The organism is Streptomyces sp. NPDC058469 (assembly GCF_042721125.1).
In the GTDB taxonomy this organism is placed as follows: domain Bacteria; phylum Actinomycetota; class Actinomycetes; order Streptomycetales; family Streptomycetaceae; genus Streptomyces.
The window spans coordinates 591-27,492 of the sequence record NZ_JBHXME010000001.1; the positions used below are offsets into that span (position 1 = coordinate 591).

The following is a 26,902-nucleotide window of genomic DNA, read 5'->3' on the forward strand; positions in this document are numbered from 1 at the left end:
CCCCAGCGGTGGTCCCGCACCCCACCCCCTCCGCGACTGAGTACCCGTGCTCATGCCCCCACCCGCCCCTCCCGGCAACCATCGCCCCATGACACCGCGAGCAACACATCTGTCGGCCGCCTCCGCTCTGGTCGCCGCCGTACCGGTCGCCGTATGGGGCCTGTTGGGTCGGCAGGACGTCGACGGCTTCTCGGCTGCCGAACTCGACTACGCCTACCGGCCGTTGGACATCTCGGACGGCACGGCCGCCGTGATCGGCGCGATCGCCCTGCTGCTGGCGGGAGTTGGTGGCGCGCTGCTCGTGCGGGCCTCGCGGCGCGGGGAGTTGGAGCGGCGGTGGTGGGAGGTGCTGGCGCCGTTGATGCTGGCCGGGGTCATCGTCGGGGTGGGCTGGCGGGTGCTGACGGCCGGGGTGCTCGGCGTCAATGTCGGGGCCGGTCTGACCATGTTGTTCGGTGGTCCGGCGGTGGCCGGGCTGCTGGTGTGGGCGCTGGTCCGCGGTATACGGCTGGCAAAACGGAACCCGACCGGTCACTACCGGCGAGGGCAACAGATCGAATTCGCCCCGCGCGAGGCGTAGTTTGCGCCATCCTGAACGCCATGGGTCGAGGACCGATCGCTGACGCGGGTCGGACCTCAACTCCCTTTTCCTGCCTGCGTACTTACTTTTCCTGCCTGCCTGCTTATCGCGTCGATCCGAAAGGGCACAGCCCCATGGCCACACCCCGGTCCGCCGGAAGGACGCTCGCCGTACCCGAGCGCACCGGCCGGACGACGCACGACCGCGACCCGGCGACGACCGACGGGTCCGCCGGGTCCGCCGGGTTCCGGACGACCGGCCACGGGCGCCCCGACCAGGCAGGGGCCGACGACCTCGACGTACCGCACACGCCGCTCGTACCGGACGTACCCGACACGTCGCGCGCGAAGAAGCCGAACGCGCCGCACGCGAAGAACACGCTCCCGCACGACAACGGCATCCCGTGCGCAGACCTCGGCAGCACCGGTCTGCCCGCCCTCGCCCTCGTCGCCTGACCCACAAGACGCCCCCCGGCACCCGCGCCGAGGGGCCTTCGTCATGAGCCGACGCCACGACACCGCGCCGCAGCCCGCACCCCACACACGAAGCCCCGCCCTCGACACCATCGACACTTGAGCCACTCTTGATCACTTCATCAGATACCGGCAGACCGGCGATACCCGTGCCTCTCCAGCCCATCCCGTCCGCCCAGGTGACCCCGGCCGCGTCCTGGCGCATTCTTGCTGTGTCACCCACCCGGCGCCACAGGGACGAGGTAGAGCCCCAATGACTGGGAGTGCCGAGCGCGAGAAGGGGACGCCCGGACGGCTCTCCGAGCTGCTCATCGACGCCTCGACGGAGGCGATCGACGCGGCCGGCGGCCACTCCGGGGGCGTCTACCTGCGGTCGAGCACGTCCGGACTGCTGCGTCTGGCCGTACTGGCCGGGCTGCCCGGGCCGCTGTTCCGCCCCTGGGGGCGGCTGCACGTCGACAGCAAGTTCCCCGTCGCCGACTCCTACCGGCTCGGCGTCCACGTGGTCCTGCCGAACGCCACCGAGACCATGCGCCGCTATCCCCAGTTCGCCGCGAGCCTGCCCTTCCAGTTCGGGTCCCTGTACGTCCCCGTCATCGGCGGGCCGACGACGTACGGCGTGCTGACCGTGCTGCGGCCCTCCGCGTCGGACGCCACCGAGGTGCTGTCCGGCCTGGACCGGATGACCCGGCTGGCCGAGGAGCTGGGCAGGGCGCTGGCCGACCTGGAGGACGAGCACAAGGACGAGGACGAGGACGGTCCGTACGTCGCCTGGGACGACGAGCCCGTGTGCGTCCGGACGGCGGCCACGCATCGCCCCGAGGGCCGTATGGCACGGTTCGCATGGGATCCGAAGACGGCGGCCGTGACCGGGGACGGTTCCCTGCACGCCCTGCTGGGAGTGGAGCCCGCGGAGTTCCCCGGCACCGCGCAGGCGCTCGCGGACGTCGTGGCACCGGGCGACACGTACCAGGTCATGGCCGCGCTACGGGCCGCTGCCGCCGGGAAGCCCCCGCGGCTGCCCCTGCGGGTGCGGGCGGCGGACGGCTCGGCCCGGCTGCTGGACCTGTGGACGCCCGCCACCGGGCCTCTCCCGCCCGACGGCGGGTACCCGGTCAGCGGTGTCGTCGTCGATCCGGGTCCCGCCCCGATGGCCGACAGCGCGGCCGATCTGCTCCCGGACGGCGTGTTCTGCCTGGACCGGCTGGGGCTGGTCACGTACGCCAATCCGCGCGCCGCCGAACTGCTGGGCCGGCCGCGCGAGGAGCTGTTGGGCCGCCCGCTGTGGGAGGGCGTGCCCTGGCTGAACCAGATCGGCTGCGAGGACCAGCTGCGCGGCGCCCTGCTGTCGCTGGGGCCGGTGCACTTCCACGTCCGGCGCCCGGACGAGCGGGAGCAGGGGCAGGAGCCGTACGAGAGCGACTGGCTGGCGATGGCCGTCCATCCGGGCCAGGACCAGCTGACGTGCACGGTCGCTCCGTCGGCCCGTGTGGTGGGGCCGCCGCTGGTGCCCGTGCACGCCGACGGGGACGACGGCCCGGCGAACGGCGTCACCTCGCTGGCCCCGCTGTACCGGCCGATCGTGCTCGCCATCGCGCTGACGGAGGCGGTCACCGCCCGGCAGGTGTCCGCGGTCGTCATGAAGGAGCTGCTGCCCGCGTTCGGCGGCCGGCGGCTCGCGATCTATCTGCTCCAGGAGCGCCATCTGTACCTGGCCTGGGAGACCGGCTTCCCGCAGGGCTTCCTCGCCCCCTTCGACGGGGTCGGGCTCGACGCCCGGCTGCCCGGGGTCGAGACCCTCACCACCGGACGCCCGCTCTTCTTCGACTCCATGCAGCAACTGGCGGACGCCTACCCGGGCATCCCGCTGGACGCGGAGGTCGGAGCCCGCGCGTTCCTGCCGCTCATCGCGTCGGGGCGGCCGGTCGGCTCGGCCATCCTGGGCTTCGACCGGTCCCACAGCTTCAGCACCGAGGAGCGCGCGGTGCTCACCGCCCTCGCCGGACTGATCGCCCACGCGATGGAGAAGGCCCAGCGCTACGACTCCGAGGCCGCCCTCGCCCGCGGCCTCCAGCAGGCCCTCCTCCCCCGCCGCCTCTCCGCCCACCCGCAGGTGGAGACCGCGGGGCGCTATCTGCCGGGCACCCAGGGCATGGAGGTGGGCGGCGACTGGTACGACGTCGTCGAGGCCGGTGACGGTCTGGCCCTGGTCATCGGCGACGTCCAGGGGCACGGCGTCCAGGCCGCCGCCACCATGGGCCAACTCCGCAGCGCGGTAAGGGCGTTCGCGCTCGGCGACCGACCGCCCGACGAGGTGATGAGCGGCACGAATCATCTCCTCATCGACCTCGACCCGGGCCAGTTCGCGAGCTGCTGCTACCTCCGGCTGGACCCGGCGAGCGGGCTGGTCCGGGTCGCGCGGGCCGGGCACCCGCCGCCGCTGATACGTACCCCGGACGGCCGTACCCGCGTCTGGGACATACCCGGGGGCGTAGTCCTCGGGGTGGACCCGCACGCCCAGTACCCCGTGGCGGAGCTGCAGCTGGAGCCCGACTCCATCCTGGCGCTCTACACGGACGGTCTGGTCGAGCGGCCCGGTGTCGACATCGACGACGGCATCGCCGCCCTGCGCGTCGCCCTCGCGAAGGCGGGCGGGCCCGCCGCACGGCCGGGCGGGCGTTCCCTGGCCGGTGTCGCCGACCGGCTCACCGCGACGGCCCGGCACGCGGCCGACCGCCCCGACGACATAGCGCTGCTGCTCGCCGCCCGGCGCGCCAGGCCCGGACGGCACCCGTGACCCCCGGCCGACCACGGCCTGTCACCGCTTGTGACGCCCCTCGCCTCCTGAGGTCGGGCAGTGTAGACATGGGCACATGGTCCGCCTGACGGGTCGGCCCAGGGCCCGGTCGACCCACCGCCCCGACGGTCTGCGCGCACAGCGCTCGTACGACCGTGCCCGACGGGCGCGCGCACACCGGCGAACCCCCCTCGGCGGGAACCGCAGCCTCGCCGGGCAGGTGTTCATGCTGCAGGTGGTGATCGTGCTGCTGCTGGTCGTGTCGGCCGTGGTGGCACAGGTCCTCCAGGTGCGGCACGACAGCACGCAGGAGGCCCGCAACCGGTCGGTGGCCGTCGCCGAGACCTTCGCCAACGCACCGGGCACGGTCGCGGCCCTGCGCAGCGCCGATCCCACGGCGATCCTCCAGCCGAGCGCCGAGGCCGCCCGCAAGTCGTCCAAGGTCGACTTCATCGTCGTGATGAACACCGAGGGGATCCGCTACACCCACCCCAAGCCGGACCGCATCGGCAGGAAGTTCGTCGGGGACATCGCCCCCGCGCTCGCCGGGCACGTCGTCACCGAGGAGATCACCGGCACCATCGGACCGCTGGTGCAGGCCGTGGTCCCGATCCGGGGCCCCGGCGGCATGGTCGTGGGCCTGGTGTCGGCCGGCGTGACGAAGGCGAACGTCGGCGGCGCCGCCGACCAGCAGGTGCCGTTCCTGATGATCGCCGCGGGCGTGGCACTCGTCCTCGCCCTCGGAGGCACGGCCCTGGTCAGCAGACGCCTGCAACACCAGACCCACGGCCTGGGCCCGCACGAGATGACCCGGATGTACGAGCACCACGACGCGGTGCTGCACGCCGTACGGGAGGGCGTGATCATCGTCGGCGGCGAGGGCCGGCTACTGCTCGCCAACGACGAGGCGCGCCACCTGCTCGACCTGCCCGAGAACGCCGAGGGAAGCCTGGTCCTCGACCTCGGGCTCGACACCGACATGACCGCGCTGCTGGCCTCCGGGCGGGTCGCGACGGACGAGGTGCACCGGGTCGGCGGCCGACTCCTCGCCGTCAACCAACGCCCCACCGACCTGGAGGGCGGCCCGCCCGGCAGCGTCACCACGCTCCGCGACTCCACGGAGCTGCGCGCCGTCTCCGGCCGCGCCGAGGTCGCCCGCGAACGCCTCAACATGCTCTACGACGCCGGAGTGGGCATCGGCACCAGCCTGGACGTGACCCGCACCGCCGAGGAACTCGCCGAACTGGCCGTCCCCCGCTTCGCGGACTTCGTCACGGTCGACCTCTACGACGCCGTACTGAGCGGCGAGGAACCGCAGCCCGGCACCGAGCTGCGCCGCACGGCGTACAGCGGGGTCCGGGACGACGCCCCGCTCTACCCGGTCGGCAAGCAGATCCAGTTCATCGCGTCCTCCCCGCAGGCACGCAGCCTCGACACGGGCGAGGCCGTCGTCGAACCCCGGCTGGGCGAAGCCCCCGGCTGGCTCACCCAGGATCCCGAACGCACCGCTCAGATCGTCGAGTACGGCATCCACTCGCTGATCACGGTGCCGCTGCGGGCCGGTGCCCTCATCCTCGGCGTGGTCAACCTCTGGCGCTCCGACAAGCCCGAGCCCTTCGACGAGGAGGAGCTGGCTCTCGCCGAGGAGTTGGTCGCCCGCGCCGCCGTCTCCATCGACAACTCCCGCCGCTACACCCGTGAGCACGGCATGGCGGTGACCCTCCAGCGCAGCCTGCTGCCCCGCCGCCTCCCCGAGCAGACGGCCCTGGAAGTCGCCTACCGCTACCTGCCGGCGAAGGCCGGGGTCGGCGGCGACTGGTTCGACGTCCTGCCGTTGTCCGGCGCCCGGGTCGCGCTGGTCGTGGGGGACGTCGTCGGACACGGCCTGCACGCGGCGGCCACCATGGGACGACTGCGCACCGCGGTCCACAACTTCTCCGCGCTGGACCTCCCGCCGGACGAACTCCTGGGCCTGCTCGACGAGTTGGTCGGCCGGATCGACCAGGACGAGACGACTGAGGACAGCAACGCCCCGGTCACCGGCGCGACCTGCCTGTACGCGATCTACGACCCGGTGACCCTGCGCTGCACCGTCGCCCGCGCCGGCCATCCCCCACCCGCCCTCATCCGGCCGGACGGCACCGTCGAGTTCCCCGACGTCCCCGCCGGCCCCCCGCTCGGCCTCGGCGGACTCCCTTTCGAGACGGCCGAGTTGGAGCTGGCCGAGGGCACTCGGCTGGTCCTGTACACGGACGGCCTGGTCGAGGACCGCGAGCGGGACATCGACGTCGGCCTGGAACTGCTGCGCACCGCGCTCACCCACTCCGGCGACTCACCCGAGGACACCTGCCGGGCCGTCCTCGACTCGGAGTTGTCGGTACGCCCGAGCGACGACATCGCCCTGATCGTCGCCCGCACCCGCGCACTGGGCACCGACCGGATCGCCGAGTGGCGCGTCCCGTCCGACCCGGCGGCCGTGTCCGACATGCGCGCCTCGGTCACCCGCCAACTCACCCACTGGGGCCTGGACGAGCTGACGTTCACCACCGAACTGATCCTCAGCGAACTGGTCACCAACGCGATCCGCTACGGCAACGACCCCGTCCGCGTACGCCTGTTGCGCGACCGTACCCTCATCTGCGAGGTCTACGACGGCAGCACCACCTCGCCGCATCTGCGGTACGCGGCGATGACGGACGAGGGCGGCCGGGGCCTGTTCCTGGTGGCTCAGCTCTCCGAGCGCTGGGGCACCCGGTACACCCCGGCGGGCAAGGTCATCTGGGCCGAACAGGCGCTGTGATCACCCCGGTTGACGGGCAGCGCCCGCACCGGCCGCCGAGCCGGTACGGGCGCTGTCACGCTGCTTGTCCTTGATCGTCGATGGCTTACTCGTCGATCGCCGCCCCGAAGTGCGCCCTCGTCGCAGCGCCGCCGAGGTCGGCCGCGCTGTACAGCGAAGAGCCGTCGGCGAGCAGGCCGTTCGGGCCCGCCGGGAGCAACCACACATAGCCGTCAGCGGAGTTCTCGCCCGGTGCGGAGGCGACCAGTTCGGAGCGGCCGTCCGCGTCCGTGTCCGCCAGCCGGACCTGCGTGCCCCAGGCGTCGTCGGCCTCGGCGGTGCCGGGGATGCCGGCGGTGTTCTGGTCGAAGGACTGGGCGCCGGTCGCGGTCACGCCGTTGCCCGAACCGCGCAACAGCCATACGGCGCCCGCGTCCTGGACGGTGCCGATGTCCTCGCCGGGCGCGCCGACGGCCACGTCCGCGTATCCGTCGCCGTTCACGTCGCCGACGGAGAGGTCGTTGCCCCAGGCGTCGCCGTGCTCGGAGGCGCCGGGCACGCCCGGGGAGTTCTGCGACCACCACTGCGCGGCGCTGCCGGGACCGTCCTCGCCGCCGACGCCGTCCGAACTGCCGTAGTAGACACCGATCTTGCCCCCGGCGTCGCCCTCCGCCTCGTCGTCGGCGCTGCTGAGCTGGCCGAGGACCAGGTCGTCGTAGCCGTCGTTGTTGATGTCGCCGGAGGCGGTGCCGAGGCCGCCGTTCAGGTCCTGACGGTACGTCAACTCGGTGTCTCCGCCCGCGTAGAGGGCCGACCAGCCTTGCTTGTAGTCGTCGTCGGGGCTGTAGCCGGAGACGACCAGGTCGGCGAAGCCGTTGCGGTCGTAGTCGCCGGTGGTGAGGTAGGCGGGCTGGATGCGGTGGCCGCCGGGGGCCGTGGTCGTGTTCAGGGTGCCCATCAGGTGCAGGATGTCGGTGTGGTAGGCGAAGATCTGGGCGCCGTTGTCGTCGAGGACGGCCATCTCGTCGGCGTCGGTGGCGCCGGTGAAGCGGACCGCCGCCACGGACTGCCCGAACCGGGCGCCGGCGGCGGGCTTGGTGGAGGTGAAGGAGGTGTTCGCCTCGGCGCCCAGGCCGGCCTTGGAGCCGTAGAGGACGGTGACGCGGCCGGCGTTCTCCAGGCTGCCCTCGTCCTCGCCGGGCGCGCCGATGATCGCGTCGTCGTAGCCGTCGCCGTTCACGTCACCGGTGGCGATGGCCTGGCCGAAGGAGTCGTAGGTCTCCGAGGTGCCGGGGACGCCCGGCGTGGACTGGCTGATGACGGCCGTGTGGCCCTTCGGGACCGTGGTGTTGGTGGCGATGCCGTTCGGGGCGCCGTACTGGACGGTGACGTAGCCGGCGCCCTGCTTGCCGTCGACGGTGCCCTCCGGGGCGCCGATCAGGACGTCGTCGTAGCCGTCCCCGTTGAAGTCGCTGTTGCGGTCGACGGCGCTGGTGCCGCCGGGGACGCCCGCGTAGCTGGCCGGTGCGGCGACGATGCCGGCGCCGGCCAGGAGCAGGAAGGTCGCGGACGCGACGGCGGCGGAGACCTTCGTGCGTGACACGTTCGTCATGATGTGTTCCCCCGTGGATCAAATGTGTTGCGGTCAACGGGTTCGACACGAGACATGCCCCGGTGGTTGTGGCGTCACCGAGGGCTGTGACACCTCAGTGACACTTGTTGCGTGACGCGGACTGATCAGCCGAGGGCCTTGTCCAGGTTGAACGCGGCGCTGATCAGGGCGAGGTGGGTGAACGCCTGGGGGAAATTGCCCTGTTGCTCGCCGGTGCGGCCGATCTCCTCGGCGTACAGGCCGAGGTGGTTGGCGTAGGTGAGCATCTTCTCGAAGGCGAGGCGGGCCTCGTCGACGCGGCCGGCGCGGACCATGGCCTCGACGTACCAGAAGGAGCAGATCGAGAACGTGCCCTCGTCGCCCCGGAGGCCGTCGGGGCTGGCCTGCGGGTTGTAGCGGTAGACGAGGGAGTCGGAGACCAGTTCCTCGGTCAACGCGTCCAGTGTGGAAAGCCACTTGGGGTCGGTGGGGGCGATGAACTTCGCCAGCGGCATCATCAGCAGGGCGGCGTCGAGGACGTCGCTGCCCTCGTACTGGACGAAGGCCTGGCGTTTGGCGGACCAGCCGCGGTCCATGATGCGGCGGTAGATGGTGTCGCGGCACTCCAGCCAGTGCGGCAGGTCGGCGGGCAGGCCGCGGCGGTTGGCGAGGCGGATCGCGCGCTCGATCGCGACCCAGCACATCAGTCGTGAGTACAGGAAGTTCTTGCGGCCGCCGCGGGTCTCCCAGACGCCCTCGTCGGGCTGGTCCCAGTGCTCGCAGACCCAGTCGACCAGGGCGCACACGTCGTCCCACTGGGCGCTGGAGATGGGCTCGGCCCACTTGTCGTAGAGGTATATGGAGTCGATCAGGGCGCCGTAGATGTCGAGTTGGAGCTGGTCGGCGGCGGCGTTGCCGACCCGGACCGGGGCGGATTTCTGATGGCCTTCGAGGTGCGGGAGTTCGTGTTCGGTGAGTTCGGTGCGGCCGTCGATGCCGTACATGATCTGGAGCGGCCCGGAGGGGTTGCCGTCGCCGGGGCTGATGTAGCGGGTCACGAACTGCATGAACGCCTTCGCCTCGCCGGTGAAGCCGAGGCGCAGCAGCGCGTAGACGCAGAAGGCGGCGTCGCGGATCCAGACGTAGCGGTAGTCCCAGTTGCGCTCGCCGCCGAGCTGTTCGGGGAGGCTGGTGGTGGGGGCGGCGACGATCGCGCCGGTCGGGGCGTAGGTCAGCAGCTTGAGGGTGAGGGCGGAGCGGTGCACCATCTCGCGCCAGCGGCCCCGGTAGCGGGACTGGGAGAGCCAGTGCCGCCAGTAGGCGACCGTCGAGGCGAACTCGTCCTCGGCCTCCTGCCGTGCGCAGGGGCGGGAGGTCACCTCGCCGTCGACCTGGTCGAGGGCGAACACCTCGGACTCGCCCTCGTCGAGCTTGAAGTCGGCCCACACGTCGGTGCCGTCGCACTCCAGGGGCACGGTGGCGGTCAGCGCGAGGGACTTCTCCGCGGACTCGAAGAGGGCCACGTCTCCGACCATCCGCGCGGTGTGCGGGGAGGCGCCGTAGTCGAACCTCGGGGCGACGCGCGTCCGGAAGGGGACCGAGCCGCGCACGCACAGCACGCGCCGGATCAGGCGGTGCCGGGCGGACGCGTCCGTCTCCCCGGTCACCGGCATGAAGTCCTGGACCTCGCCGACGCCCTCCTCGGTGTAGAACCGGGTGATCAGGACGTTGGTGTCGGGGAAGTAGAACTGCTTGGTGCGGGCGGGCACGGAGGCGGCGAGCTCGAAGGAGCCGCCGCGTTCCGCGTCCAGGATCGCGGCGAAGACGCTGGGGGCGTCGAAGGACGGGCAGCAGTACCAGTCGATCGTGCCGTTGGTGCCCACCAGCGCCACGCTCCGCAGATCGCCGATCAGTCCGTGCTCGGCGATGGGCAGATATCCGGGGCCGGTGGGGGTGTCCTGGTGGGGCGGGGTCTCGACCATCGCGGCAGCCTCCCTGGTTCGGGCCCGCGGGGGCCGGTTCCAAGCTTAGGTTCAGGTTCTCCATCGGCCACTCTTCCGGATGCACACTGGGGACGGGCGGGGAATCGTGGGAGTGGGACCCACGGCACGCGCCCGGTCTCAGGGAGGAAGCACCATGTCGACAGCACAGCCCGACGACCGCGCCACACCGGACGCCCTGCTGCACGCCCGTACCGGTACGGAGGTGGCCCCGGAGGACGTGGTCCTGGCGACCGGCCGGGACGTGACACCGGAGAACCTGGAGTGGGCCCGGCGGAAGATCGAGGCCGAAGGGGCGGCGGCGCTGGACAAACTGCTGCCCTGAGCCCTTCGCGGGCGCCCGGCGGCCGATGGTTACCGGTTCGCTCTTTCGGAGGAGCCGCTCCGGCTGACAGACTCCGGAGGTGCCCGACTTCGACATGCTTGTCATCGGTTCAGGACCGGGCGGCCAGAAGGCCGCCATCGCCGCGGCCAAGCTCGGCCGCCGGGTCGCCGTCGTCGACCGCCCCGACATGGTCGGTGGGGTCTCCATCCACACCGGGACCATCCCCTCCAAGACGCTGCGCGAGGCGGTGCTGTACCTCACCGGTCTCACCCAGCGCGATCTGTACGGGCAGAGCTACCGCCTGAAGGACGACATCACCGTCGGCGACCTCACCGCGCGCACTCAGCACGTGGTCAGTCGTGAAGTCGACGTCATCCGCAACCAGTTGTCCCGCAACCAGGTCTCCCTGTTCGCCGGCACGGGCCGCTTCGTCGACCCGCACACCGTCGCCCTGACCGACGTCACCGGCCACGAACGGCTGTTGACCGCGGAGCACATCGTCATCGCCACCGGCACACGCCCCGCGCGGCCGGACACCGTCGAGTTCGACGGGCAGACCATCATGGACTCGGACAACGTCCTGGACCTGCCCAAGGTCCCGCGGTCCATGGTCATCGTGGGCGCGGGTGTCATCGGTATGGAGTACGCCTCCATGTTCGCGGCGCTAGGCAGCAAGATCACCGTGGTGGAGAAGCGCGCCGGGATGCTCGACTTCTGTGACCTGGAGGTCATCGAGTCGCTCAAGTACCACCTGCGGGACCTCGCCGTCACCTTCCGCTTCGGAGAGACCGTCGCCGCCGTGGAGCGGCACACCAACGGCACGCTGACCGTGCTGGAGAGCGGCAAGAAGATCCCGGCCGACGCCGTGATGTACTCCGCAGGCCGGCAGGGTCTCACCGACGAACTCGACCTGGACAAGGCCGGTTTGTCCGCCGACCGGCGCGGCCGGATCGACGTCGACGAGAACTTCCGCACCGCGGTGCCGCACATCTACGCCGTCGGCGACGTCATCGGCTTCCCGGCCCTCGCGGCGACCTCGATGGAACAGGGCCGTACGGCGGCGTACCACGCCTGCGGTGAGCCGGTGCACCGGATCGACGACCGGCAGCCGATCGGCATCTACACCATCCCGGAGATCAGTTTCATCGGGAAGACAGAGGACCAACTCACCGAGGAATGCGTGCCGTTCGAGGTCGGGATCTCGCGCTACCGCGAACTCGCTCGCGGCCAGATCATCGGCGACTCGCACGGCATGCTCAAGCTGCTGGTCTCCCCCACGGACCGCACCCTGCTCGGCGTGCACTGCTTCGGCACCGGCGCCACGGAACTCATTCACATCGGCCAGTCGGTGATGGGCTGCGGCGGCACGGTCGACTATCTCGTCGACGCGGTCTTCAACTACCCGACGCTCGCCGAGTCCTACAAGGTCGCCGCCCTCGACGCCACGAACAAACTGCGGCAGATCGACCGACTCGGCGACTGACCGTTCACACGAGATTACTCAGTGGTCAATCTTGAAAGGCCAATGGGTACGGCTATCATCACACCCACACACGGTGTGACCGTCCGCCGACGCAGCGGTTCAACGGGTATCCACCATTCCCTTTTCGTTGTTCCGACCGGCCACTGACCCGAGGCCATCCCTCTCCGGGTCCGGGGCCGGTTCGCGCAACCCCCCACGTCGTGCAAGACGGAAAGCAGCGCATCCATGAGCAACAACAGGGGCAGAGGGCTGCAGGCCAACGCCCTCGGTACGTTCGACACCGTGGTGATGGCCGTCGCGGGCAGCGCCCCGGCGTACTCGCTGGCCGCGACCACGGCGGTGCTGGTCGGCGCGGTGGGGCTGGCCAGTCCGGCGGCGCTCCTCTACTGCGCGATACCGATGCTGGGCATCGCGCTGGCGTTCAGCTATCTCGGCCGTATCGACGTGAACGCGGGGGCCAGTTACTCCTGGGTGGGCCGCACCCTGCACCCCTTTCTGGGCTTCATCAGCGGCTGGGCCCTGGTGGTCTCCGCGACCATCTTCATGGTCGCCGGGTCACTGCCCGCCGGGTCGATGACGCTGTCCCTGTTCGACCAGGGCCTCGCGGACAACACGGCGTTGTCGACGGTGGTCGGCGCCGCCTGGTTCGTGATCATGCTGCTGGTGGTGCTCGGCGGGGCCCGGCTCACGGTCCGGGCCCAACTCCTCATGTCCGGCGTCGAGTTGGGGATTCTGGCACTGTTCGCGGTGTTCGCCCTCGTCCACACCGACAACGCCCGCGCCTTCGACTGGTCCTGGCTGGGCTTCAGCCACTTCGACGGGGTGTCCGGCTTCGCGTCGGGCGCGCTCATCGCCGCGTTCTACTACTGGGGCTGGGACGTCACCAGCAACCTCAGCGAGGAGACCCGCAACAGCCGTCGTACGACCGGACTCGCGGGCCTGATCGGCGTCGGCATCGTCTTCCTGCTCTTCGAGGTGTTCACCATCGCGGTGAACATCATCCTGACCTCGCGGCAGATCGAGAACAACGACGCCAACGTGCTGGCCGTGCTCGGCGACGAGCTGTGGCCGGGCTGGGGCGGCAAGTTGCTCATCGTGTCGGTGATGCTGTCGACCATCGCCACCCTGGAGACCACCCTCATCCAGGTCACGCGTTCGCTGTTCGCGATGGGCCGCGACCGTACGATGCCGGCCGCGCTGGGCAGGGTGCACCGCACCTGGAACACGCCCTGGGTGGCGATCACCGTGGTCGGCGGGGTGGCGCTGGTGATGTTCATCGCCTCGAACGCGCTCGGTTCGGTGGGCGAGATCCTCTCCGACGCGATCTCGGCGATCGGTCTGCAGATCGCCGTGTACTACGGCCTGGCGGGCCTCGCGGTGGTCGTCGCCTACCGCAAGATGCTGTTCAAGTCGGCGGCGAACTTCCTCTTCGGCGGGCTGTGGCCGCTGTTCGGCGCCCTGTTCATGTTCTGGATCTTCGTCGAGTCGCTCGGCGACCTGAGCAATGCGGCGATCGCCATCGGCATCGGCGGACTGGCCGTGGGCCTGGTCCCGATGCTCTGGTACTGGAAGCAGGGCAGCGACTACTACCGCCCCTCGCGCCTCGACGCGACGCACACCGTCGAGACGGACTACGTCCCGGACGACTTCGTGCCCGAACAGTCCCGGGTCCATCAGGGTCTCCCGACCGACTTCTGAGGGGCACCCGATGGCGCGAGACCGCTACACCCCCGACTTCGACCCCGACTGCGGGGACGCGCCCCTCAGTTCGGCACGCCACGACATCGTCATCGGCCGCTGGCAGGGCCTGCGGGACCTGCTGCGGAACACCGGCGCGCACTGGCTCGGCCGGGGCCACCGGATCCGGACGCTCGCGCAGTCCTGCGCGAGCAGTTCCACGGTCGAGTCATGGCTGGCCGCCGAGCCCCACAGCGGCGACGCGCTCACCCTGCGGGCGGCGACGGAGACGGCCCGGGCGTTCAACGTGGCCATCTCCGCGGGCCGGGGCGTGCCCATCGACCGGAACCGTATCGACGGCGCCGTCATGGCCTGCCTCCAGGCCTCGGAGGCGTACCCGGACGACCCCACGCCCTGGATCTCCCTGATCTCCGTGGCACGCCTCTATCCGTCGGGGGTACGCCGGCAGGAACTCGCCCGCTGGTGGGACGAGTTGCACCGGCGCGACCCCTACAGCGTCGAGGGCCACCTCCAGGTCCTCCACTACTACTCCTCCCGCTGGCACGGCAGCCACGGCCTCATGTACGACTTCGCCCGCGACGCGGCGGGCGTCGCACCGCCCGGCTGCACACTGCCGGTCCTGGTGCAGTACGCCCGCGTCGAGGAGTACCGCTACGCCCTCGACGCGGCGAAGGGCCACCAGGCGGCGGTGGGCCTCGGCCAGCACTGGACCCACGACGGCGCCGTCAGCGACGTACGCCGCACCTGGCAACGCTGGATCACCGCCCGCGAGGACGGCCCCTTCCCACCCGGTGAACTCCGCGACCTCAACTACCTCGCCCACGCGGCCTGTTACGCGGGCACGAAGGACATCTCGGCGGCGGTACTGGGGATGATGGGACGCCGGGCGACGACGACTCCTTGGTCGTACACCGGGGATGCGGAGAAGCAGATCGTCAAGTGGCGGAAGGAGTTGGGGGTTCGGCCGTGAGGCGACCTGGGGGGCGTGACCCTCGGCCCGCCGCGGCAGACGATCGACGAACTGAACGAGGCCCTGCCGGCCAGTCGACGTGCCGTCACCGGTGCGGCCAAGCTGCTGGAGGGCTATCGGATGGCGCGGCGGACGCGGGCCACCGGTGAGCGGGTGGACCGGGTCGGGCTCGATCCGACGAGTCGGCAGCCGCAGAACGTCGACTCCGCGATCCACCCGGAGCACGCGGCCCTGTTCCGTGAGGAACCGGCCCTGTTCACCGACGCACCACCAGCGCGACGCACCGCACTGGAGGAAGATGGTCGCGCTCAGGGGCGCACGGCACGCCCATCGCGATCAACTCAGGGCCAGCGGAAAGCTGCCCGCGCCAGGAGGTCGTAGGTCATGACTGATACCGATTCCGAGCTGGCCGCCCTGCGCGAGCGGGTCGAGGGCGGCGACGTGGACGCCGTTGACGAGCTGGTGCAACTTGCCGCTGAGTTCGGGGACTTGACTGAGCTGCGCCGGCTTGCCGAGCGGGGCAGTTCGGACGCCGTCGACGAGCTTGTTCAACTCGCTGCCGAGCAGGGCGACTTGGCCGAGCTGCGGCGGCTTGCCGATGCCGGCAGTGCGACCGCGACCGATCAGCTCATCGAAACCGCCACCGAGCTCGACGACCTGGACGAACTGCGTCGTCTCGCCGCCGGAGGCAATGTCACCGCCGCCGAGCAGCTCGCGGAGCTCACCGCTGAATAGTGGCTACTCCGCGGGCTGTTCCGCCGGTTGGGCCAGGCTCGCTGTCCACTTGTCCTCGATGCGGCCGAACTTCCAGACCAGCAGGGCCACGATCCAGGTCGCGAAGAACAGGCCGACGATGAGGAAGCCGATGATGTTGAGGTCGAGGCCCGCGACCCAGTCCCAGAAGAAGCCGTGGAGGTCGAGCTTCTCGGCGAACAGGCCCAGGAGTTCGACCGTGCCGATGATCAGGGCGACGGCGACGGACAGGCCGGTGATCGTGAGGTTGTAGTAGACCTTGCGGACCGGCTTGGAGAAGGCCCAGCCGTAGGCGAAGTTCATGAACGTGCCGTCGATCGTGTCGAGCAGCGACATACCGGCGGCGAAGAGGACCGGCAGGCACAGGATCGCGTACCAGGGCAGGCCGGACGCTGCGCCGGAACCCGCGAGCACCAGCAGCGCGATCTCCGTCGCCGTGTCGAAGCCGAGGCCGAACAGCAGGCCCAGCGGGTACATCTGCCAGGACTTGGTGATCGACTTCATGAAGCGGCCGAGGATGCGGTTCATGAAGCCGCGGTTGTTCAACTGCTCCTCCAGCGCGGCCTCGTCGTAGTGCCCGGAGCGCATCTGGCGGAACACCTTCCAGATGCCGGCCATGATGACGAGGTTGATGCCCGCGATGACGTAGAGGAACGTGCCCGAGACGGTCGTACCGATCAGGCCGGTGACGTCGTGCAGTTGGGAGTTGTCGTCGCGGACCGGGTTGGCCAGGGCCTTGACGCCGAGGGAGAGCAGAAGGGTCAGGCCGAAGACGATGCTGGAGTGGCCGAGCGAGAACCAGAAGCCCACCGACAGCGGCCGCTGCCCCTCGCTCATCAGCTTTCGCGTGGTGTTGTCGATCGCCGCGATGTGGTCCGCGTCGAACGCGTGCCGCATGCCGAGCGTGTACGCGGTCACACCCATGCCTATGCCGAAGGACTTCTCGCCGACGCTGTAGTGCCCCGGCGCCACGATCCACACGAGCGTGAACCAGCCGATCACATGCAGCCCCAGCACGAACGCGGCCATCCCGCCGACCCGGGTCCACTCCTGGCGCGTCATGGACGTACGGACGCGGTACCAGACCGAGGGCTTCGCCCCGGCCGTGACAGGGAGGGTCGAAGTGGATTCAGGGGCGGCCGTCATCGAGGAGGGTCTTTCTGCCGGGTACAGGTACGGGCGTGAGCATGGCTACGCGGTTGCCGCGCTCAACCTCGTGCCATCCTCCCGTACCTGCAACCCATTCGCAGTAACGGTCGGCAAAGACCACGGCAGGTTTTGCTCAAAGGAAGGAAAAATCCCTGGTCAGGACGCCATCAAACCCCTGCCGAGCCAGTCCTTGGCGTCCTTCGCACCCGGCAGCGCATAGAAGTAGCCGCCGCCTGTTGGAGAGATGTAGTCGACGAGGGGTTCGTCGATCAGCCGGGTCTGGGTCGCCTCGAACTGTCGGCGCACGTCCTGCTGGTAGCAGCAGAAGACCAGGCCCATGTCGAGGTTGCCTATGGCGTCGACGCCCCGGTCGTAGTTGTAGCCGCGGCGCAGGATGCGCGAGGTGTCGGTGGCCGCGGTGCGCGGGTTGGCGAGGCGGATATGGGCGTCGAGCGGGATCGCCGTGCCCTTGGGGTCCTTGGCGTAGCGCGGGATGTCCGTCTCCTGGGCGCCGTCCAGCGGGGCGCCGGTGTCCTTGCGGCGGCCGAACATCAGCTCCTGTTCGTTGAGCGAGACCCGGTCCCAGAACTCGACCAGCATGCGGATGATCCGGATCACCTGGTAGCTGCCGCCGCTCGCCCAGGCCGGCTCGTCCTGTCCGTCGCCGACCCAGATCAGCCGGTCGGTCTCGCGGGTGGACGCCACATCCGGGTTGGCTATGCCGTCCTTGAAGCCGAGCAGGTTGCGCTGGGTGCCGGTGGGGCGCGGGGTGTTCTGGAAGCCGTCGATGCGCCACTTGATCTGCATGCCGCCGCGGGTGTGCCGGGCGATGTCGCGCAACGCGTGCAGCACCGTGTCCTGGCGCGCGCCGCACACCTGGAGCGACAGGTCGCCGTGGCACTCGGCGGCGCGCAGGTTGTCGTTCGGGAACGTCTTCATCGGGGTCAGCCGGCGCGGTTTGGCCTTGGCGAGGCCGTAGCGGTCGTCGAAGAGGGAGGCGCCCACACCCACGGTGACCGTGAGGGCGTCGGCGGGGACGTCCGGTCCGAGGATGCCGTTGTCGGCGGGCGGCGCGCCGACGCCGAGGTCGGCGGGGGTGCCGCCGGAGGTGAGGAAGCGGGCCCGTTCGGTGATCGTGCGCAGCAGGTCGGCCAGTTCGGCGCGGTTGTCGGCGATCACGTCGAGGGAGACGAAGGTCGCGGCGGCCGGGGCGGGGGTGAGGATGCCGGCCTGGTGGGCGCCGTGGAAGGGCACGTTGGCGGCGTTCGCGGTGTCCGCGGCCTGCGCCTGAGCCGTACCACCGGTCTCGGTGAGTGCGAACGCCCCACCTGCCAGCACCGCTCCGGCGGCCCCGGCACCGAGCGCCGTCCGGACGAAGGAACGGCGACCGGCTCCGGCCGGGCAGCCCGGGGTTTCGGCAGACAGCATCGGACGGTTCCCTTCACTACGGGTGTTCTGGGTACTGCGGGTGTTCTCGGTGCCGCGCGCATTGTCGGCGCCCTGCGTGTTCCCGGTGCTCATCAGGCCGACTTCCTGATCTCCAGCAGGTCCGGCACCGGTGCCAGGTCCTCCAGCAACTGCCCGGTGGCGCCGTCGAGTCGGGCCCGGGTCGCTTGGTCTAGCTGCTCGACGGGCGTCCAACTGCCGCCCCGGTGCGCCGAGTCGAGCAGTTTCTGCAGCCGGGCGATGTCGGCGTCGACGCCGGTGAGCAGCTTGGGGGACTCCTTGGTGAGAAGCGGCGTGAGTACGGTGAGCAGCTCGCGGGTGCCGACGAGGTTGCTGTCGACGGTCGCGAGGTTGGTGCCGCTGCCCTCGTCCGTGTCGCCGGTCAGCTCGAACTGCAGGGCGTTCTCCAGGATTTCGTGGGCCCGCAGCGGCAGGTCACCGGGATCGAAGTCCTGGGTCGGGAACGCCTTCCGCAACCCCACGACCGCGAGGGCGAGTTGCTGCGCGGGCACCTTCAACTCGCCCGCCGACTGCCCGTGCCAGAGCCCGTACTCGAGGCGGTGGAAGCCCGCGAAGTCCTTGTTCCGGACTCCGCCGCCTAGCCCGTCGGCCCTGCCGTTGATCTTCTGGTCGAAGTCCTCGAAGGTGCCGTAGGCCGCGCCGAGGGAGGAGTACGTACGGTGCGCGGTCAGCCAGTCGGTGCGCGCCTTGGCGAGGTGGTTGCCGGCGATGTCGTCGCTGAGCTGCCGGGTCTGGGTGACGAGGGTGGCCAGGCCCTGATCGACGTACACCTTGTAGGACTTGAGGGGTGCGGCGAGGTCGTTCGCGGAGACGGGGACGACCGCCTTCACCGCTCCTCCCCCGCCGCTGACGTGGACCGTGGCGGAGGTGACGACCTTCGCGCCGGTGGGCACACAGCGCCAGGCGTACGAGCCGCCCGCGACGGTGGCGACCAGGTCCCGGGTGGTGCCGGGAGCGAGGCCCTCGACCTCGCCGTAGACCGCGTTGGTGGCCGGGTCGATCAGGTACACCTCGGCGGTCTTGTCGCCGGTGTTGTGCATCTGGAAGGTCTGCCGGCCGGTGTCGGGCGCGGTGAAGCCCTTGCCGCACTCCGTCTCGGAGACGGCCACCGTCTCCGAACTCGCGGGCTTGGGGCGGGCGAAGGCGACGACGAGCCCGGCCACGACCGCCGGTACGGCGACCACGGCGACCGGGACGACCCAGACGGGGCGGCGGCGCGGCGACGGGGACGACTCGCTCAACTCGGCCATCGCGGGCAGGGGTTCGGGCGTTCTCGTCCTTACACCGCGCACGAACAGAGGCATCACGACCGCCAAATAGCCGACGTAGCCGACTACTTGAAGCCAGGTCATCGTGGGCATCAGGTTGAACACGCCCTGGATGAGAGTGCCGTACCAGGAGCCGGCGTCGACGCTGCCGCTTAGGTCGAAGGCGTAGGCGGTGTGGCCGGGGAGGACGCGGCCTTCCTGGAGGTCGCGGAGCCCGTAGCCGAGGACGCCGGCCGCGATGACGATGAGGACGACGCCGGTGGCGGTGAAGAACTTCGTCAGGTTGATCCTGAGGACCCGGCGGTACAGGCCCCAGCACAGGGCCGCCGCGAGGACGAGACCGATGCCGGCGCCTGCCAGGGGACCGGCGGACTCGCCGGCCGCGCGGGCCGTGGTCCACAGGAACAGGGCCGTCTCCAGACCCTCGCGGCCCACCGCGAGGAACGAGGTGAGCATCAGCATTCCGGCGCCCATCGTGAGCGCGCCGGTCACCTTCTCCCTGATCTCGCCCGAGAAGGTACGGGCCGAGCGCCGCATCCAGAACACCATCGCGGTGACGAACGCGACGGCGATCACACTGAGGACACCGCCGAAGGCCTCCTGGGCTGTGGCGGAGAGGTTCGCCGCCGTGAACGTGAGCACCGCGCCGAAGCTCAGCGCGAGGGCGATCGCGGCCAGGACGCCCGTCCACACCTGCGGCAGCCGGGACTTGGCATCGGCGCGGACGAGGGTGGCGACCAGGATCGAGACGATGAGTCCCGCCTCCAGCCCCTCCCGCAGCCCGATCAGAAAGCTCGGAAACGCGTCGTCCCACATTGGGTGCGGCCCCTCCTGGGTTAGTGCAGGCATGCCTTACTTCGCGGACCATCATGACTACATGCGTGTAGTCGGTCGGTCATGAAGTGGCAACGACCGGGCAAAGGTGCGGAACTTTCCCCTCGCGGTTTTCGTCTACAGTTGAGTAGACCGTCTACAGATTTGTAGTCAAAGATGGGTGTCGTACGAGGCACCCGACCGTTCGGCGAAGGGGCTCACAACGATGACCACACCCTTGGACCTGGCGTCCCAGCTCGCCGTGAACGTGCTGGACGCCAAGTCACTGCTGGCCGCCTTCGGTGTGCTGGGTGTCGGCGTGGTGATGTTCGCCGAGACGGGGCTGCTGATCGGGTTCTTCCTGCCCGGCGACTCGCTGCTGTTCACGGCGGGACTGTTGTGCACCGGCGGCGCCGACAGAGCCGTCAAGCTGTCGTTGCCGCCCCTGTTGATCGCGGCGGCGGTGGGCGCGCTCGCCGGGGCGCAGTGCGGGTATCTACTCGGCCGGAAGGCGGGCGGCGCGCTGCTCGCCCGCAGCCGCTCGGCCCGCCTGCGCGAAGGCGCCCAACGCGCCGAGGAGTTGCTGGAGCGGTACGGCTACGCGAAGGCGGTCGTACTGGCCCGCTTCGTGCCCGTGGTGCGGACGGTCCTGAACCCGATGGCGGGCGCTCTCGGGGTGCCCGTCCGGACGTTCACCGTGTGGCAGGTGGCCGGCGGCCTGGTGTGGAGCCTGGGCCTGACGCTCGCCGGGTACGCGCTGGGTTCCTCGATCCCGAACGTCGACAAGTACCTGCTGCCCATGGTCGCCCTGATCGTGGTCGTGTCGCTGCTCCCCCTCGCCATCGAGGTGCTCCGCTCCCGCAGGGCCGCTCGGGCGGCGAGGGCCGGGGAGGTGCGCGGATGATCCTCGTCGCGTTCCAGGGGTCGTCGATCGACGGCGAGGCCTACACGGATGTGGTCAACTCCGCTCAGCACGCGCCCGGTTGGCTGGACGGCGCGGTGTCGGCGTGGTCGACGTACGGGCTGGTGGTGTTCGCCGTGCTGATGGTCGTCGGCTGGTGGCGGGCGCGCCGGGTCGGTGCCGAGGCGGCGGTGACGGCGCTGGCCGTGCCGGTGGTCGTGGTGGCCGCGTACGGCATCGACTCGCTGCTCAAGTCGGCGGTGCGGGAGAGCAGACCCTGCCAGAGTCTGCGGGTGGCCACGCTGGAGGCGTGTCCGGCGCAGGGCGACTGGTCCTTCCCCAGCAACCACGCGACGATCGCCGCGGCGGCGGCGGTCGCCCTGTTCTTCGTCTCCCGCCGGCTCGGTGCGGTCGCCGCCGTGGCCGCGCTCGCGATGGCGGTCTCCCGAGTGTGGGTCGGGGCCCACTATCCGCACGACGTCGTGGCGGGCGTGGCGGTCGGCGCGCTCCTGGCGCTCGGCGCGATGGCGCTGCTGCAACGGCGGCCGGACTCCCTGGCCCGGCGGATCACGGCCACCCGGCTGCGACCGCTGCTGACGTCATGAACCGCAAGGAAATCTCCGAACTCGCGGGCAGCGCGGGCCTCGGCGCCTGGACCGCGTTCGGTGTGCTGAGCATGGTCGTGATCGGCCACGAGGGCGCTCCGCTGTTCGGGGACGAGGACGCGCTGTCCTGGTCCGTCGCCCACCGCCCGGACATAGCCCTGGCGGTGGCCCGGGGCCTGACCGCGACCGGCACGGGCGTCATCCCGTACGCCCTCGTCGTCCTCGCCGGAATCCTCACCGGCCGCACCGCACACCAACGCCTCCTCGCCGCGACCCTGGCCCCGGCCTGCCTCGCCGCCGGCCAGGGCCTGCGCTACGGCGTGATGACCCTGATCGCGCGCCCCCGCCCGGCGCTGAGCGACTGGGCCGGACACGCCTCGGGCTGGTCCTTCCCCTCGGGGCACACCACCACGGCGGCGCTCACCGCCGGACTGGTGATCCTCGCGATATGCGTGCGCGCCCCGCACGGGAGAACCCCGCTCTGCCTGGCCGTCGGCTGCTGGGGCGTACTGGTCGGACTGACCCGGGTGTATCTGGGCGTGCACTGGTTCACGGATGTCGTCGGCGGCTGGCTGTTCGCGGTCGGCTGGCTCGGGGTGTGCCTGTGTGCGGCGGCCTGGTGGCTACCGGCACGGCTGATGGCCGACGGGGCGGATCCGGCCGGCCCGGCACGGGAGCGGACCCACCGGTAGAGGTGCGCACTGCTAGACGTGCTCGCAGGTAGACGTGCTCAAGCGGAAACGGGGCCGCCGCCGAACCATGGGGCGACCGGACGCCGCGCCGGATACCGGACGCCGTGGGCGGTGCCGGCCGAGGCGCCCCAGGTTTGCGGAACAGCAGAGCGGTCCAAGGTCTTCGGTGCGGCCGAGCAGTCCGAAGTCTTCGGTGCGGTCGGCGTCGGGGCTGTAGTGGTGGTCCGCCCGCTCGTGACGCAACTCGGTGCAGCCGTGCGGTTCCTGGGGTCGTGGCCGGGCCGGTACCGGAAGGTGTACGTCCACCTCTGCCGCGTCACCCGTGCTGTCCGGTGCGTCGAGCTCCAGCTCGAACCAGACCTCTTTGCCCTCCTCGACGAGGCGGCTGCCCCAGCGGTGGGCGAGTGCGTCGACCAGGAACAGTCCGCGGCCGTTCTCGCTGTCGGGGTCGATGTCGAGGTCGTCTTCGCGCTCGGCCTGCCGGTGCGGCGGTCGGGGAAGGTGCCGCCGCTCGTCCGCCACCTCGCAGCGCAGCGTGTCGACGCCCAGGGACAGGGTGAGCCGGTAGCGGCCACCCGCGTGCACGACCGCGTTGGTGGCGAGTTCGCTGACCAGCAGTTCGGCGATGTCCACCAGGTCCTGGAGGCCGTACTCGGCCAGCCGCTTGCGGACGAGTTCCCTGGCCTGGCGGACCGAGGACTTTCCCGGGCCCAGGATCGTGGTGCAGCCATCGCCCACGGCCGGCAGGCCGCGTGGACGGTCGTTCGGCATGGTCGTTTCCCTTCGGCCCCTTGGGCGTTCGGCTCGCGCTGTGCGAGGCCGCGTCCGCCAACAGACTCGGCCTCGTATCCACCATGCGTCCACCGTGCCCTTCGAGGCGCGGGGGGAACTACCCGAATCCGCGGGCCGGTTCGTCAACCCGCCGATACGAGGGCCGTCTCCATACGGATGGTCCACCCCTCCTTCGCCTCGTCGCCGGACCTCATGTCCACGAACTCGCAGACCTGGCGGGTGTCCCAGAGCCCGTCCTCCGGCCGCGCTTCAGGGCCCGGCGGCCGGAAGCCGAGGAACGGGTCGGTGATACGGCCGCGCGGGGTGCGCAGTTCGCAGATGATGCGCTGCCGGGTCGACCACAGCCGCAGGTGTGCGCGGTCGCAGCCCTGGGATGCCGCGTAGCGCGTGGCACCGGACACGGCCTGCCCGAAGCGGGCGGCCTCGTCGGGTGCCATGCCGCGCGCCCGTGCCTGGTCCGCCGCGAACCGGTGGCCGGCGGTCAGGTCCCCGTCGAGGCCGACGCCGACCGCGTCCTGCGGCGGTGCGGGCAGCGGGCCGAGGCCCTGGGTCGCGTAGACGGCGGGCTCCGTGAAGAGCGAACTGGGCTGAATGCCGTGCCGGTTGAGTTCCGTCGGGTGGGTGTGCCGGGCGGCGTCGACGACGTCCGGCGGGGCGGTACGGGTGTCGTACAGGCACATCAGGTCGGGCGGGGCGCCGGTGAAGAGCTCGGTGGCCAGTGCCTCGTACCGCTTCCACTCGGGGATCTGGCGCGGCGAACGGCCGTCCCAGACAGGCTCGCCGGTCATGTGGAGAAGGCCCTCGGGGCTCGCGTGCGTGACGTAGTAGTCGAGGGCGGTGGCCATGCTGTTCGCGGGACTTCCGCGGTACCACCGCGCGGAGTCGCGGAAGTCAACCTGACGGGCGTCCGGGCCGAGCGCGTCCCGCAGCAGGTCCAGTTTGCGCGGGGTGGTGATGACCACCGGGTCCGGTTCGTCCTCGGCGACGATGCCCTCCCTGAGGAACGGCGCCACCACCGCCAGGAACTCCTCGTCGGACGAGTGGATGCCGGCGTGGTGCTTCACGGGTGGGATGGACGGGGTGGGCGTTGTGTGTTCTCCGTGTTCCATCGGTCTGCCTTCCTTCTCGTTCGGTTCACGGCCGTACGTGGTCTCGGCAGTGCGTCGTCACGGGCGTACGTCGTCACGGCCGTACGGCATCAGAGGCGGGTGGCCCGACGTGCCTCGGCCCAGACGGCGACCTGGCTGCGCGAGGTGAAGCCCAGCTTGCTGAGGATGCGCTCCACATGGCCCTCCGCCGTCCGCAGCGCGACGACCAGCCGGTCGGCGATCAGCTGGTTGGTCAGCCCCTCGGCGATCAGCTCGGCGACCTCCGTCTCGCGGCGGGTGAGCGGGCTGTCGAGCACCTGCCGGGGCGCGGACTCCCGCTCGCCCAGCGCGTAGGCCACCGCGTGGTCCGAGGTGAGTCCTAGGCCCTCGCGGTATGCGCTCTCGAACCCGTCGCCCAGCAGTGCGCGGGCGCCTTCCTCGGCCTCGGTGCGCACCGGGCCGTGGGACGGGGTGCGGTCCAGTGCGACGTGGGCGTCCTGCCAGATCCGTTGGGCGGCGCCCAGCAGTACGGCGGCGGGGCGGCCCTCGCCGTCGCGTGTGTGGACCGCGGCGAGGAGTTCCAGTGTCATGCCGGTGCCGAACACGTCGCCGACCGCCCGCTTGAGCCGTAGACACTCCCGGGCGTGGACTCTGGCCGCCATCTGGTCCCCCTTGGCCCACTCGGCGAAGGCGAGGATGCGCAGGAGGTAGGAGTGGATCCACTGTTCGCCGTGGGCCAGGCAGATCTGGCGGAACTCCTCGCACAGGGTCATGGCACGGTCGTACTCGCCCTGGATCGCCAGGACATGGGCCAGTTCCACGTACTTGAAGCCCACCAGGCTCATCGACTCGCCCTCGCGCGGCGGCCGGGAGAGCGCCTCCTCGTACACGGCCCTCGCCCGCTCGTAGTCCCCGCTGATCAGGCAGGCGCCGCCCCGGCCGAAGAAGGTGTGCGCCACCTCGGCCTCGTCGCCCAGCCGCAGGGCGAGTTCGCGTGCCTCCTCGACGAGGGGTGCGGCCCGGACGGCGTTGCCCTGGCTGAGCAGCATCAGGGCGAGGGCCCAGAGTGCGCGGGCCCGTGCGACGGTCGGCTCGGGGGCGGCGGCGAGCAGTCGCTCCAGCCAGTACCTGCCCTCCACCAGGGCACCGGTCGCGAACCAGAAGAACCACAGATGCCCCGCCAGTTTCAGCCCGGCCCGCAGCTCACCCGGTGTGTTCAGGCAGAACTCGAACGCCGAGCGGACGAGGTCCGACTCCGCGTGCAGCCGCCGGACCAGCTCCGGCTGATCGGGGCCGAACCAGCGCCGCTCGCACTCCTCGACGAAGTCCAGGCACCAGTCCCGCACCCGGCGCCGTGCCGCCTCCTCCGCGCCGGCGCCGTCCTCGCGGAGCCGGTCGAGGCCGTACTGCCGGATGGACTCCAGCATCCGGTACCGGGCATGGACGGCGTCGCCGTCGCGGACCAGCAGCGACTTGTCGACCAGACCGGCTACGGCGTCCACCATCTCGTCACGGTCGAGACCGGGCCCGGCGCAGACCTCCTCGGCCGCGCCCAGGTCGAAGCTCCCGGTGAAGACGGAGGCGCGCGCCCACACCGCCTGCTCCTCACGGGTGCACAGGTCGTGGCTCCAGTCGACGGCCGCACGCAGGGTGCGGTGGCGCGGCAGGGTCTCCTCACTGCCCGTGCTGTCCGCGCTGTCGGCCAGCAACCGGTAGCGGCGGTCGAGGCGTTCGAGCAACTGCTGTACTCCGAGGGCGCGCATCCGTACCGCCGCCAGTTCGATCGCGAGCGGCAGCCCGTCCAGCCGACGGCACAGGGCGGCCACCGCGTCCTGGTTGGCCGTGGTGAGGGAGAACCCGGGCAGTACGGCGGCGGCCCGGTCGGCGAACAGCGCCAACGCCGGGTACTCCAGCGCGGGCTTGGGAGGCAGCGGCTCGCCCGGCGTCGGAGTCGGCAACGGCTGTACTTCCAGGACGTGTTGGGCGGGCACGTCCAGCGGATGCCTGCTGGTGGCGAGCACCCGCACCCCCGCGGTCTCCGCGAGCAGCGTCTCGACGAGCCGCGCGCACGCCTCCGCCAGGTGTTCGCAGTTGTCCAGGACGAGCAGCGACTCCCGGTCCTGGAGATGGTCGATGAGGACCCGCACCGGCGAACGACCCGACACGTCACGGATGTTGAGCGCCTCGATCAGGGCGAGCGGCACCAGCGAGGCGTCCCGCACACCGGCCAGCTGGACGAGGTGCACCCCGTCGGCGAACGTCCGCGCCAGCCGGGGCACCGCGTGCAGAACCAGCCTGGTCTTGCCGACACCGCCCGTCCCGGTGAGACTCACCAGCCGGTGGGCGGCCACCAGACGTTTGACCTCGGCGGTCTCCTGACGCCGGCCGACGAAACTCGACGCCCTGACGGGTTGGCCGATGTTCTGCCTTGTCACGGATACCTGCACAATCGGTCCCGCCTCCGAAAGTGAAACGCCCGGTGCCCGCCATGGCCTCGCCGCGCATGGACTTTCAAGAACTCTATGGGCGGGACGCGAACGAAGCGCCTGTAGCCCGGCATTGCCAGGTGACGGCATATTTCTGACGGAACGTGAACAGATTCTGTCTCATGACGATCACCGGTGGATCAACTGTGCAACGACGACCCGGAGCCCTCCCACCCGACGGAAGGAAGGGCT

General features: G+C 70.7%; 21 protein-coding genes. 13 read left to right on the plus strand and 8 right to left on the minus strand.

What is annotated here, in order from left to right; all coding sequences use genetic code 11:
- Positions 1 to 88: 88 nt before the first annotated feature.
- The 4 genes from ACFWP5_RS00005 to ACFWP5_RS00020 all read left to right on the plus strand — a co-directional run bounded on the left by ACFWP5_RS00005 (position 89) and on the right by ACFWP5_RS00020 (position 6,650).
- Entirely contained in the window at positions 89 to 580 is a 492-nt protein-coding gene (locus ACFWP5_RS00005; RefSeq protein WP_384148188.1) for a hypothetical protein, read from the plus strand.
- 134 nt (positions 581 to 714) lie between these two features.
- Positions 715 to 1,035 (plus strand): hypothetical protein, encoded by a 321-nt coding sequence (locus ACFWP5_RS00010; RefSeq protein WP_384148190.1) that lies wholly within the window; start codon positions 715 to 717, stop codon positions 1,033 to 1,035.
- A 271-nt stretch (positions 1,036 to 1,306) separates the two neighbouring features.
- Complete coding sequence (locus ACFWP5_RS00015) at positions 1,307 to 3,850, plus strand: SpoIIE family protein phosphatase (RefSeq protein WP_384148192.1); 2,544 nt, start codon at positions 1,307 to 1,309, stop codon at positions 3,848 to 3,850.
- A gap of 76 nt (positions 3,851 to 3,926) precedes the next feature.
- The gene (locus tag ACFWP5_RS00020) at positions 3,927 to 6,650 is read left to right on the plus strand and encodes a SpoIIE family protein phosphatase (RefSeq protein WP_384148194.1); all 2,724 of its coding nucleotides are present in this window, start codon (positions 3,927 to 3,929) and stop codon (positions 6,648 to 6,650) included.
- Positions 6,651 to 6,735: 85 nt separating this feature from the next.
- Here ACFWP5_RS00020 and ACFWP5_RS00025 read toward each other — a convergent pair whose 3' ends face one another.
- A complete protein-coding gene (locus ACFWP5_RS00025) occupies positions 6,736 to 8,241 on the minus strand; it encodes an esterase (RefSeq protein WP_384148196.1) in 1,506 nt (501 codons plus the stop codon).
- 125 nt (positions 8,242 to 8,366) lie between these two features.
- Positions 8,367 to 10,202 carry a glycoside hydrolase family 15 protein gene (locus ACFWP5_RS00030; RefSeq protein ID WP_384148198.1) on the minus strand — a complete coding sequence of 612 codons (1,836 nt, stop codon included), beginning with the start codon at positions 10,200 to 10,202 and terminating at the stop codon, positions 8,367 to 8,369.
- A gap of 154 nt (positions 10,203 to 10,356) precedes the next feature.
- On the opposite strand from ACFWP5_RS00030, the gene ACFWP5_RS00035 reads away from it, so the two are divergent.
- The 6 genes from ACFWP5_RS00035 to ACFWP5_RS00060 all read left to right on the plus strand — a co-directional run bounded on the left by ACFWP5_RS00035 (position 10,357) and on the right by ACFWP5_RS00060 (position 15,431).
- A complete protein-coding gene (locus tag ACFWP5_RS00035) occupies positions 10,357 to 10,545 on the plus strand; it encodes a hypothetical protein (RefSeq protein ID WP_384148200.1) in 189 nt (62 codons plus the stop codon).
- 79 nt (positions 10,546 to 10,624) lie between these two features.
- Positions 10,625 to 12,028: a Si-specific NAD(P)(+) transhydrogenase gene (gene sthA / locus ACFWP5_RS00040; RefSeq protein WP_384148202.1), complete on the plus strand. Its 1,404-nt coding sequence runs from the start codon at positions 10,625 to 10,627 to the stop codon at positions 12,026 to 12,028.
- Positions 12,029 to 12,253: 225 nt separating this feature from the next.
- Positions 12,254 to 13,726: an APC family permease gene (locus ACFWP5_RS00045; RefSeq protein WP_384148204.1), complete on the plus strand. Its 1,473-nt coding sequence runs from the start codon at positions 12,254 to 12,256 to the stop codon at positions 13,724 to 13,726.
- A gap of 10 nt (positions 13,727 to 13,736) precedes the next feature.
- Entirely contained in the window at positions 13,737 to 14,696 is a 960-nt protein-coding gene (locus tag ACFWP5_RS00050) for a hypothetical protein (protein ID WP_384148206.1), read from the plus strand.
- A gap of 15 nt (positions 14,697 to 14,711) precedes the next feature.
- A complete protein-coding gene (locus ACFWP5_RS00055) occupies positions 14,712 to 15,077 on the plus strand; it encodes a hypothetical protein (protein WP_384148208.1) in 366 nt (121 codons plus the stop codon).
- 3 nt (positions 15,078 to 15,080) lie between these two features.
- Positions 15,081 to 15,431: a hypothetical protein gene (locus ACFWP5_RS00060; protein ID WP_384148210.1), complete on the plus strand. Its 351-nt coding sequence runs from the start codon at positions 15,081 to 15,083 to the stop codon at positions 15,429 to 15,431.
- A gap of 3 nt (positions 15,432 to 15,434) precedes the next feature.
- On the opposite strand, the gene ACFWP5_RS00065 is transcribed toward ACFWP5_RS00060, so the two are convergent.
- From ACFWP5_RS00065 to efeU, 3 genes are all read right to left on the minus strand, one after another.
- On the minus strand, positions 15,435 to 16,595 hold the full coding sequence (locus ACFWP5_RS00065) for a HoxN/HupN/NixA family nickel/cobalt transporter (RefSeq protein ID WP_384148212.1): 1,161 nt from the start codon (positions 16,593 to 16,595) through the stop codon (positions 15,435 to 15,437).
- A 159-nt stretch (positions 16,596 to 16,754) separates the two neighbouring features.
- The gene (efeB, locus tag ACFWP5_RS00070) at positions 16,755 to 18,026 is read right to left on the minus strand and encodes an iron uptake transporter deferrochelatase/peroxidase subunit (protein WP_384148625.1); all 1,272 of its coding nucleotides are present in this window, start codon (positions 18,024 to 18,026) and stop codon (positions 16,755 to 16,757) included.
- Between the two features lie 92 nt (positions 18,027 to 18,118).
- Entirely contained in the window at positions 18,119 to 20,149 is a 2,031-nt protein-coding gene (gene efeU / locus ACFWP5_RS00075; RefSeq protein ID WP_384148214.1) for an iron uptake transporter permease EfeU, read from the minus strand.
- Positions 20,150 to 20,372: 223 nt separating this feature from the next.
- On the opposite strand from efeU, the gene ACFWP5_RS00080 reads away from it, so the two are divergent.
- From ACFWP5_RS00080 to ACFWP5_RS00090, 3 genes are read left to right on the plus strand one after another with little or no spacing between them, the layout of a single operon-like run.
- Positions 20,373 to 21,050, plus strand: a complete 678-nt coding sequence (locus tag ACFWP5_RS00080) for a DedA family protein (protein WP_384148216.1) — start codon at positions 20,373 to 20,375, stop codon at positions 21,048 to 21,050.
- A complete protein-coding gene (locus ACFWP5_RS00085; RefSeq protein WP_384148627.1) occupies positions 21,050 to 21,652 on the plus strand; it encodes a phosphatase PAP2 family protein in 603 nt (200 codons plus the stop codon). Before ACFWP5_RS00080 ends, ACFWP5_RS00085 begins: the two co-directional genes overlap by 1 nt.
- Complete coding sequence (locus tag ACFWP5_RS00090) at positions 21,649 to 22,344, plus strand: phosphatase PAP2 family protein (RefSeq protein WP_384148218.1); 696 nt, start codon at positions 21,649 to 21,651, stop codon at positions 22,342 to 22,344. The genes ACFWP5_RS00085 and ACFWP5_RS00090 overlap by 4 nt, the downstream gene beginning before the upstream one ends.
- Before the next feature lie 12 nt (positions 22,345 to 22,356).
- Here ACFWP5_RS00090 and ACFWP5_RS00095 read toward each other — a convergent pair whose 3' ends face one another.
- From ACFWP5_RS00095 to ACFWP5_RS00105, 3 genes are all read right to left on the minus strand, one after another.
- The gene (locus ACFWP5_RS00095; RefSeq protein WP_384148220.1) at positions 22,357 to 23,115 is read right to left on the minus strand and encodes an ATP-binding protein; all 759 of its coding nucleotides are present in this window, start codon (positions 23,113 to 23,115) and stop codon (positions 22,357 to 22,359) included.
- Between the two features lie 143 nt (positions 23,116 to 23,258).
- Positions 23,259 to 24,245 carry an anti-sigma factor RsbA family regulatory protein gene (locus tag ACFWP5_RS00100; RefSeq protein ID WP_384148222.1) on the minus strand — a complete coding sequence of 329 codons (987 nt, stop codon included), beginning with the start codon at positions 24,243 to 24,245 and terminating at the stop codon, positions 23,259 to 23,261.
- Positions 24,246 to 24,334: 89 nt separating this feature from the next.
- Positions 24,335 to 26,659: an ATP-binding protein gene (locus ACFWP5_RS00105; protein WP_384148224.1), complete on the minus strand. Its 2,325-nt coding sequence runs from the start codon at positions 26,657 to 26,659 to the stop codon at positions 24,335 to 24,337.
- Between the last annotated feature and the right edge of the window lie 243 nt (positions 26,660 to 26,902).

Bases quoted from the DNA above. Each gene is read 5' to 3' on its own strand.
- efeU (WP_384148214.1), bottom strand. From the start codon at position 20,149: ATGTGGGACGACGCGTTTCCGAGCTTTCTGATCGGGCTGCGGGAGGGG.
- efeB (WP_384148625.1), bottom strand. From the start codon at position 18,026: ATGCTGTCTGCCGAAACCCCGGGCTGCCCGGCCGGAGCCGGTCGCCGT.
- ACFWP5_RS00020 (WP_384148194.1), top strand. From the start codon at position 3,927: ATGGTCCGCCTGACGGGTCGGCCCAGGGCCCGGTCGACCCACCGCCCC.
- ACFWP5_RS00095 (WP_384148220.1), bottom strand. From the start codon at position 23,115: ATGCCGAACGACCGTCCACGCGGCCTGCCGGCCGTGGGCGATGGCTGC.
- ACFWP5_RS00050 (WP_384148206.1), top strand. From the start codon at position 13,737: ATGGCGCGAGACCGCTACACCCCCGACTTCGACCCCGACTGCGGGGAC.
- ACFWP5_RS00065 (WP_384148212.1), bottom strand. From the start codon at position 16,595: ATGACGGCCGCCCCTGAATCCACTTCGACCCTCCCTGTCACGGCCGGG.
- ACFWP5_RS00025 (WP_384148196.1), bottom strand. From the start codon at position 8,241: ATGACGAACGTGTCACGCACGAAGGTCTCCGCCGCCGTCGCGTCCGCG.
- ACFWP5_RS00060 (WP_384148210.1), top strand. From the start codon at position 15,081: ATGACTGATACCGATTCCGAGCTGGCCGCCCTGCGCGAGCGGGTCGAG.
- ACFWP5_RS00015 (WP_384148192.1), top strand. From the start codon at position 1,307: ATGACTGGGAGTGCCGAGCGCGAGAAGGGGACGCCCGGACGGCTCTCC.
- ACFWP5_RS00005 (WP_384148188.1), top strand. From the start codon at position 89: ATGACACCGCGAGCAACACATCTGTCGGCCGCCTCCGCTCTGGTCGCC.
- ACFWP5_RS00100 (WP_384148222.1), bottom strand. From the start codon at position 24,245: ATGGAACACGGAGAACACACAACGCCCACCCCGTCCATCCCACCCGTG.
- ACFWP5_RS00035 (WP_384148200.1), top strand. From the start codon at position 10,357: ATGTCGACAGCACAGCCCGACGACCGCGCCACACCGGACGCCCTGCTG.
- ACFWP5_RS00090 (WP_384148218.1), top strand. From the start codon at position 21,649: ATGAACCGCAAGGAAATCTCCGAACTCGCGGGCAGCGCGGGCCTCGGC.
- ACFWP5_RS00080 (WP_384148216.1), top strand. From the start codon at position 20,373: ATGACCACACCCTTGGACCTGGCGTCCCAGCTCGCCGTGAACGTGCTG.
- ACFWP5_RS00045 (WP_384148204.1), top strand. From the start codon at position 12,254: ATGAGCAACAACAGGGGCAGAGGGCTGCAGGCCAACGCCCTCGGTACG.
- ACFWP5_RS00010 (WP_384148190.1), top strand. From the start codon at position 715: ATGGCCACACCCCGGTCCGCCGGAAGGACGCTCGCCGTACCCGAGCGC.
- ACFWP5_RS00030 (WP_384148198.1), bottom strand. From the start codon at position 10,202: ATGGTCGAGACCCCGCCCCACCAGGACACCCCCACCGGCCCCGGATAT.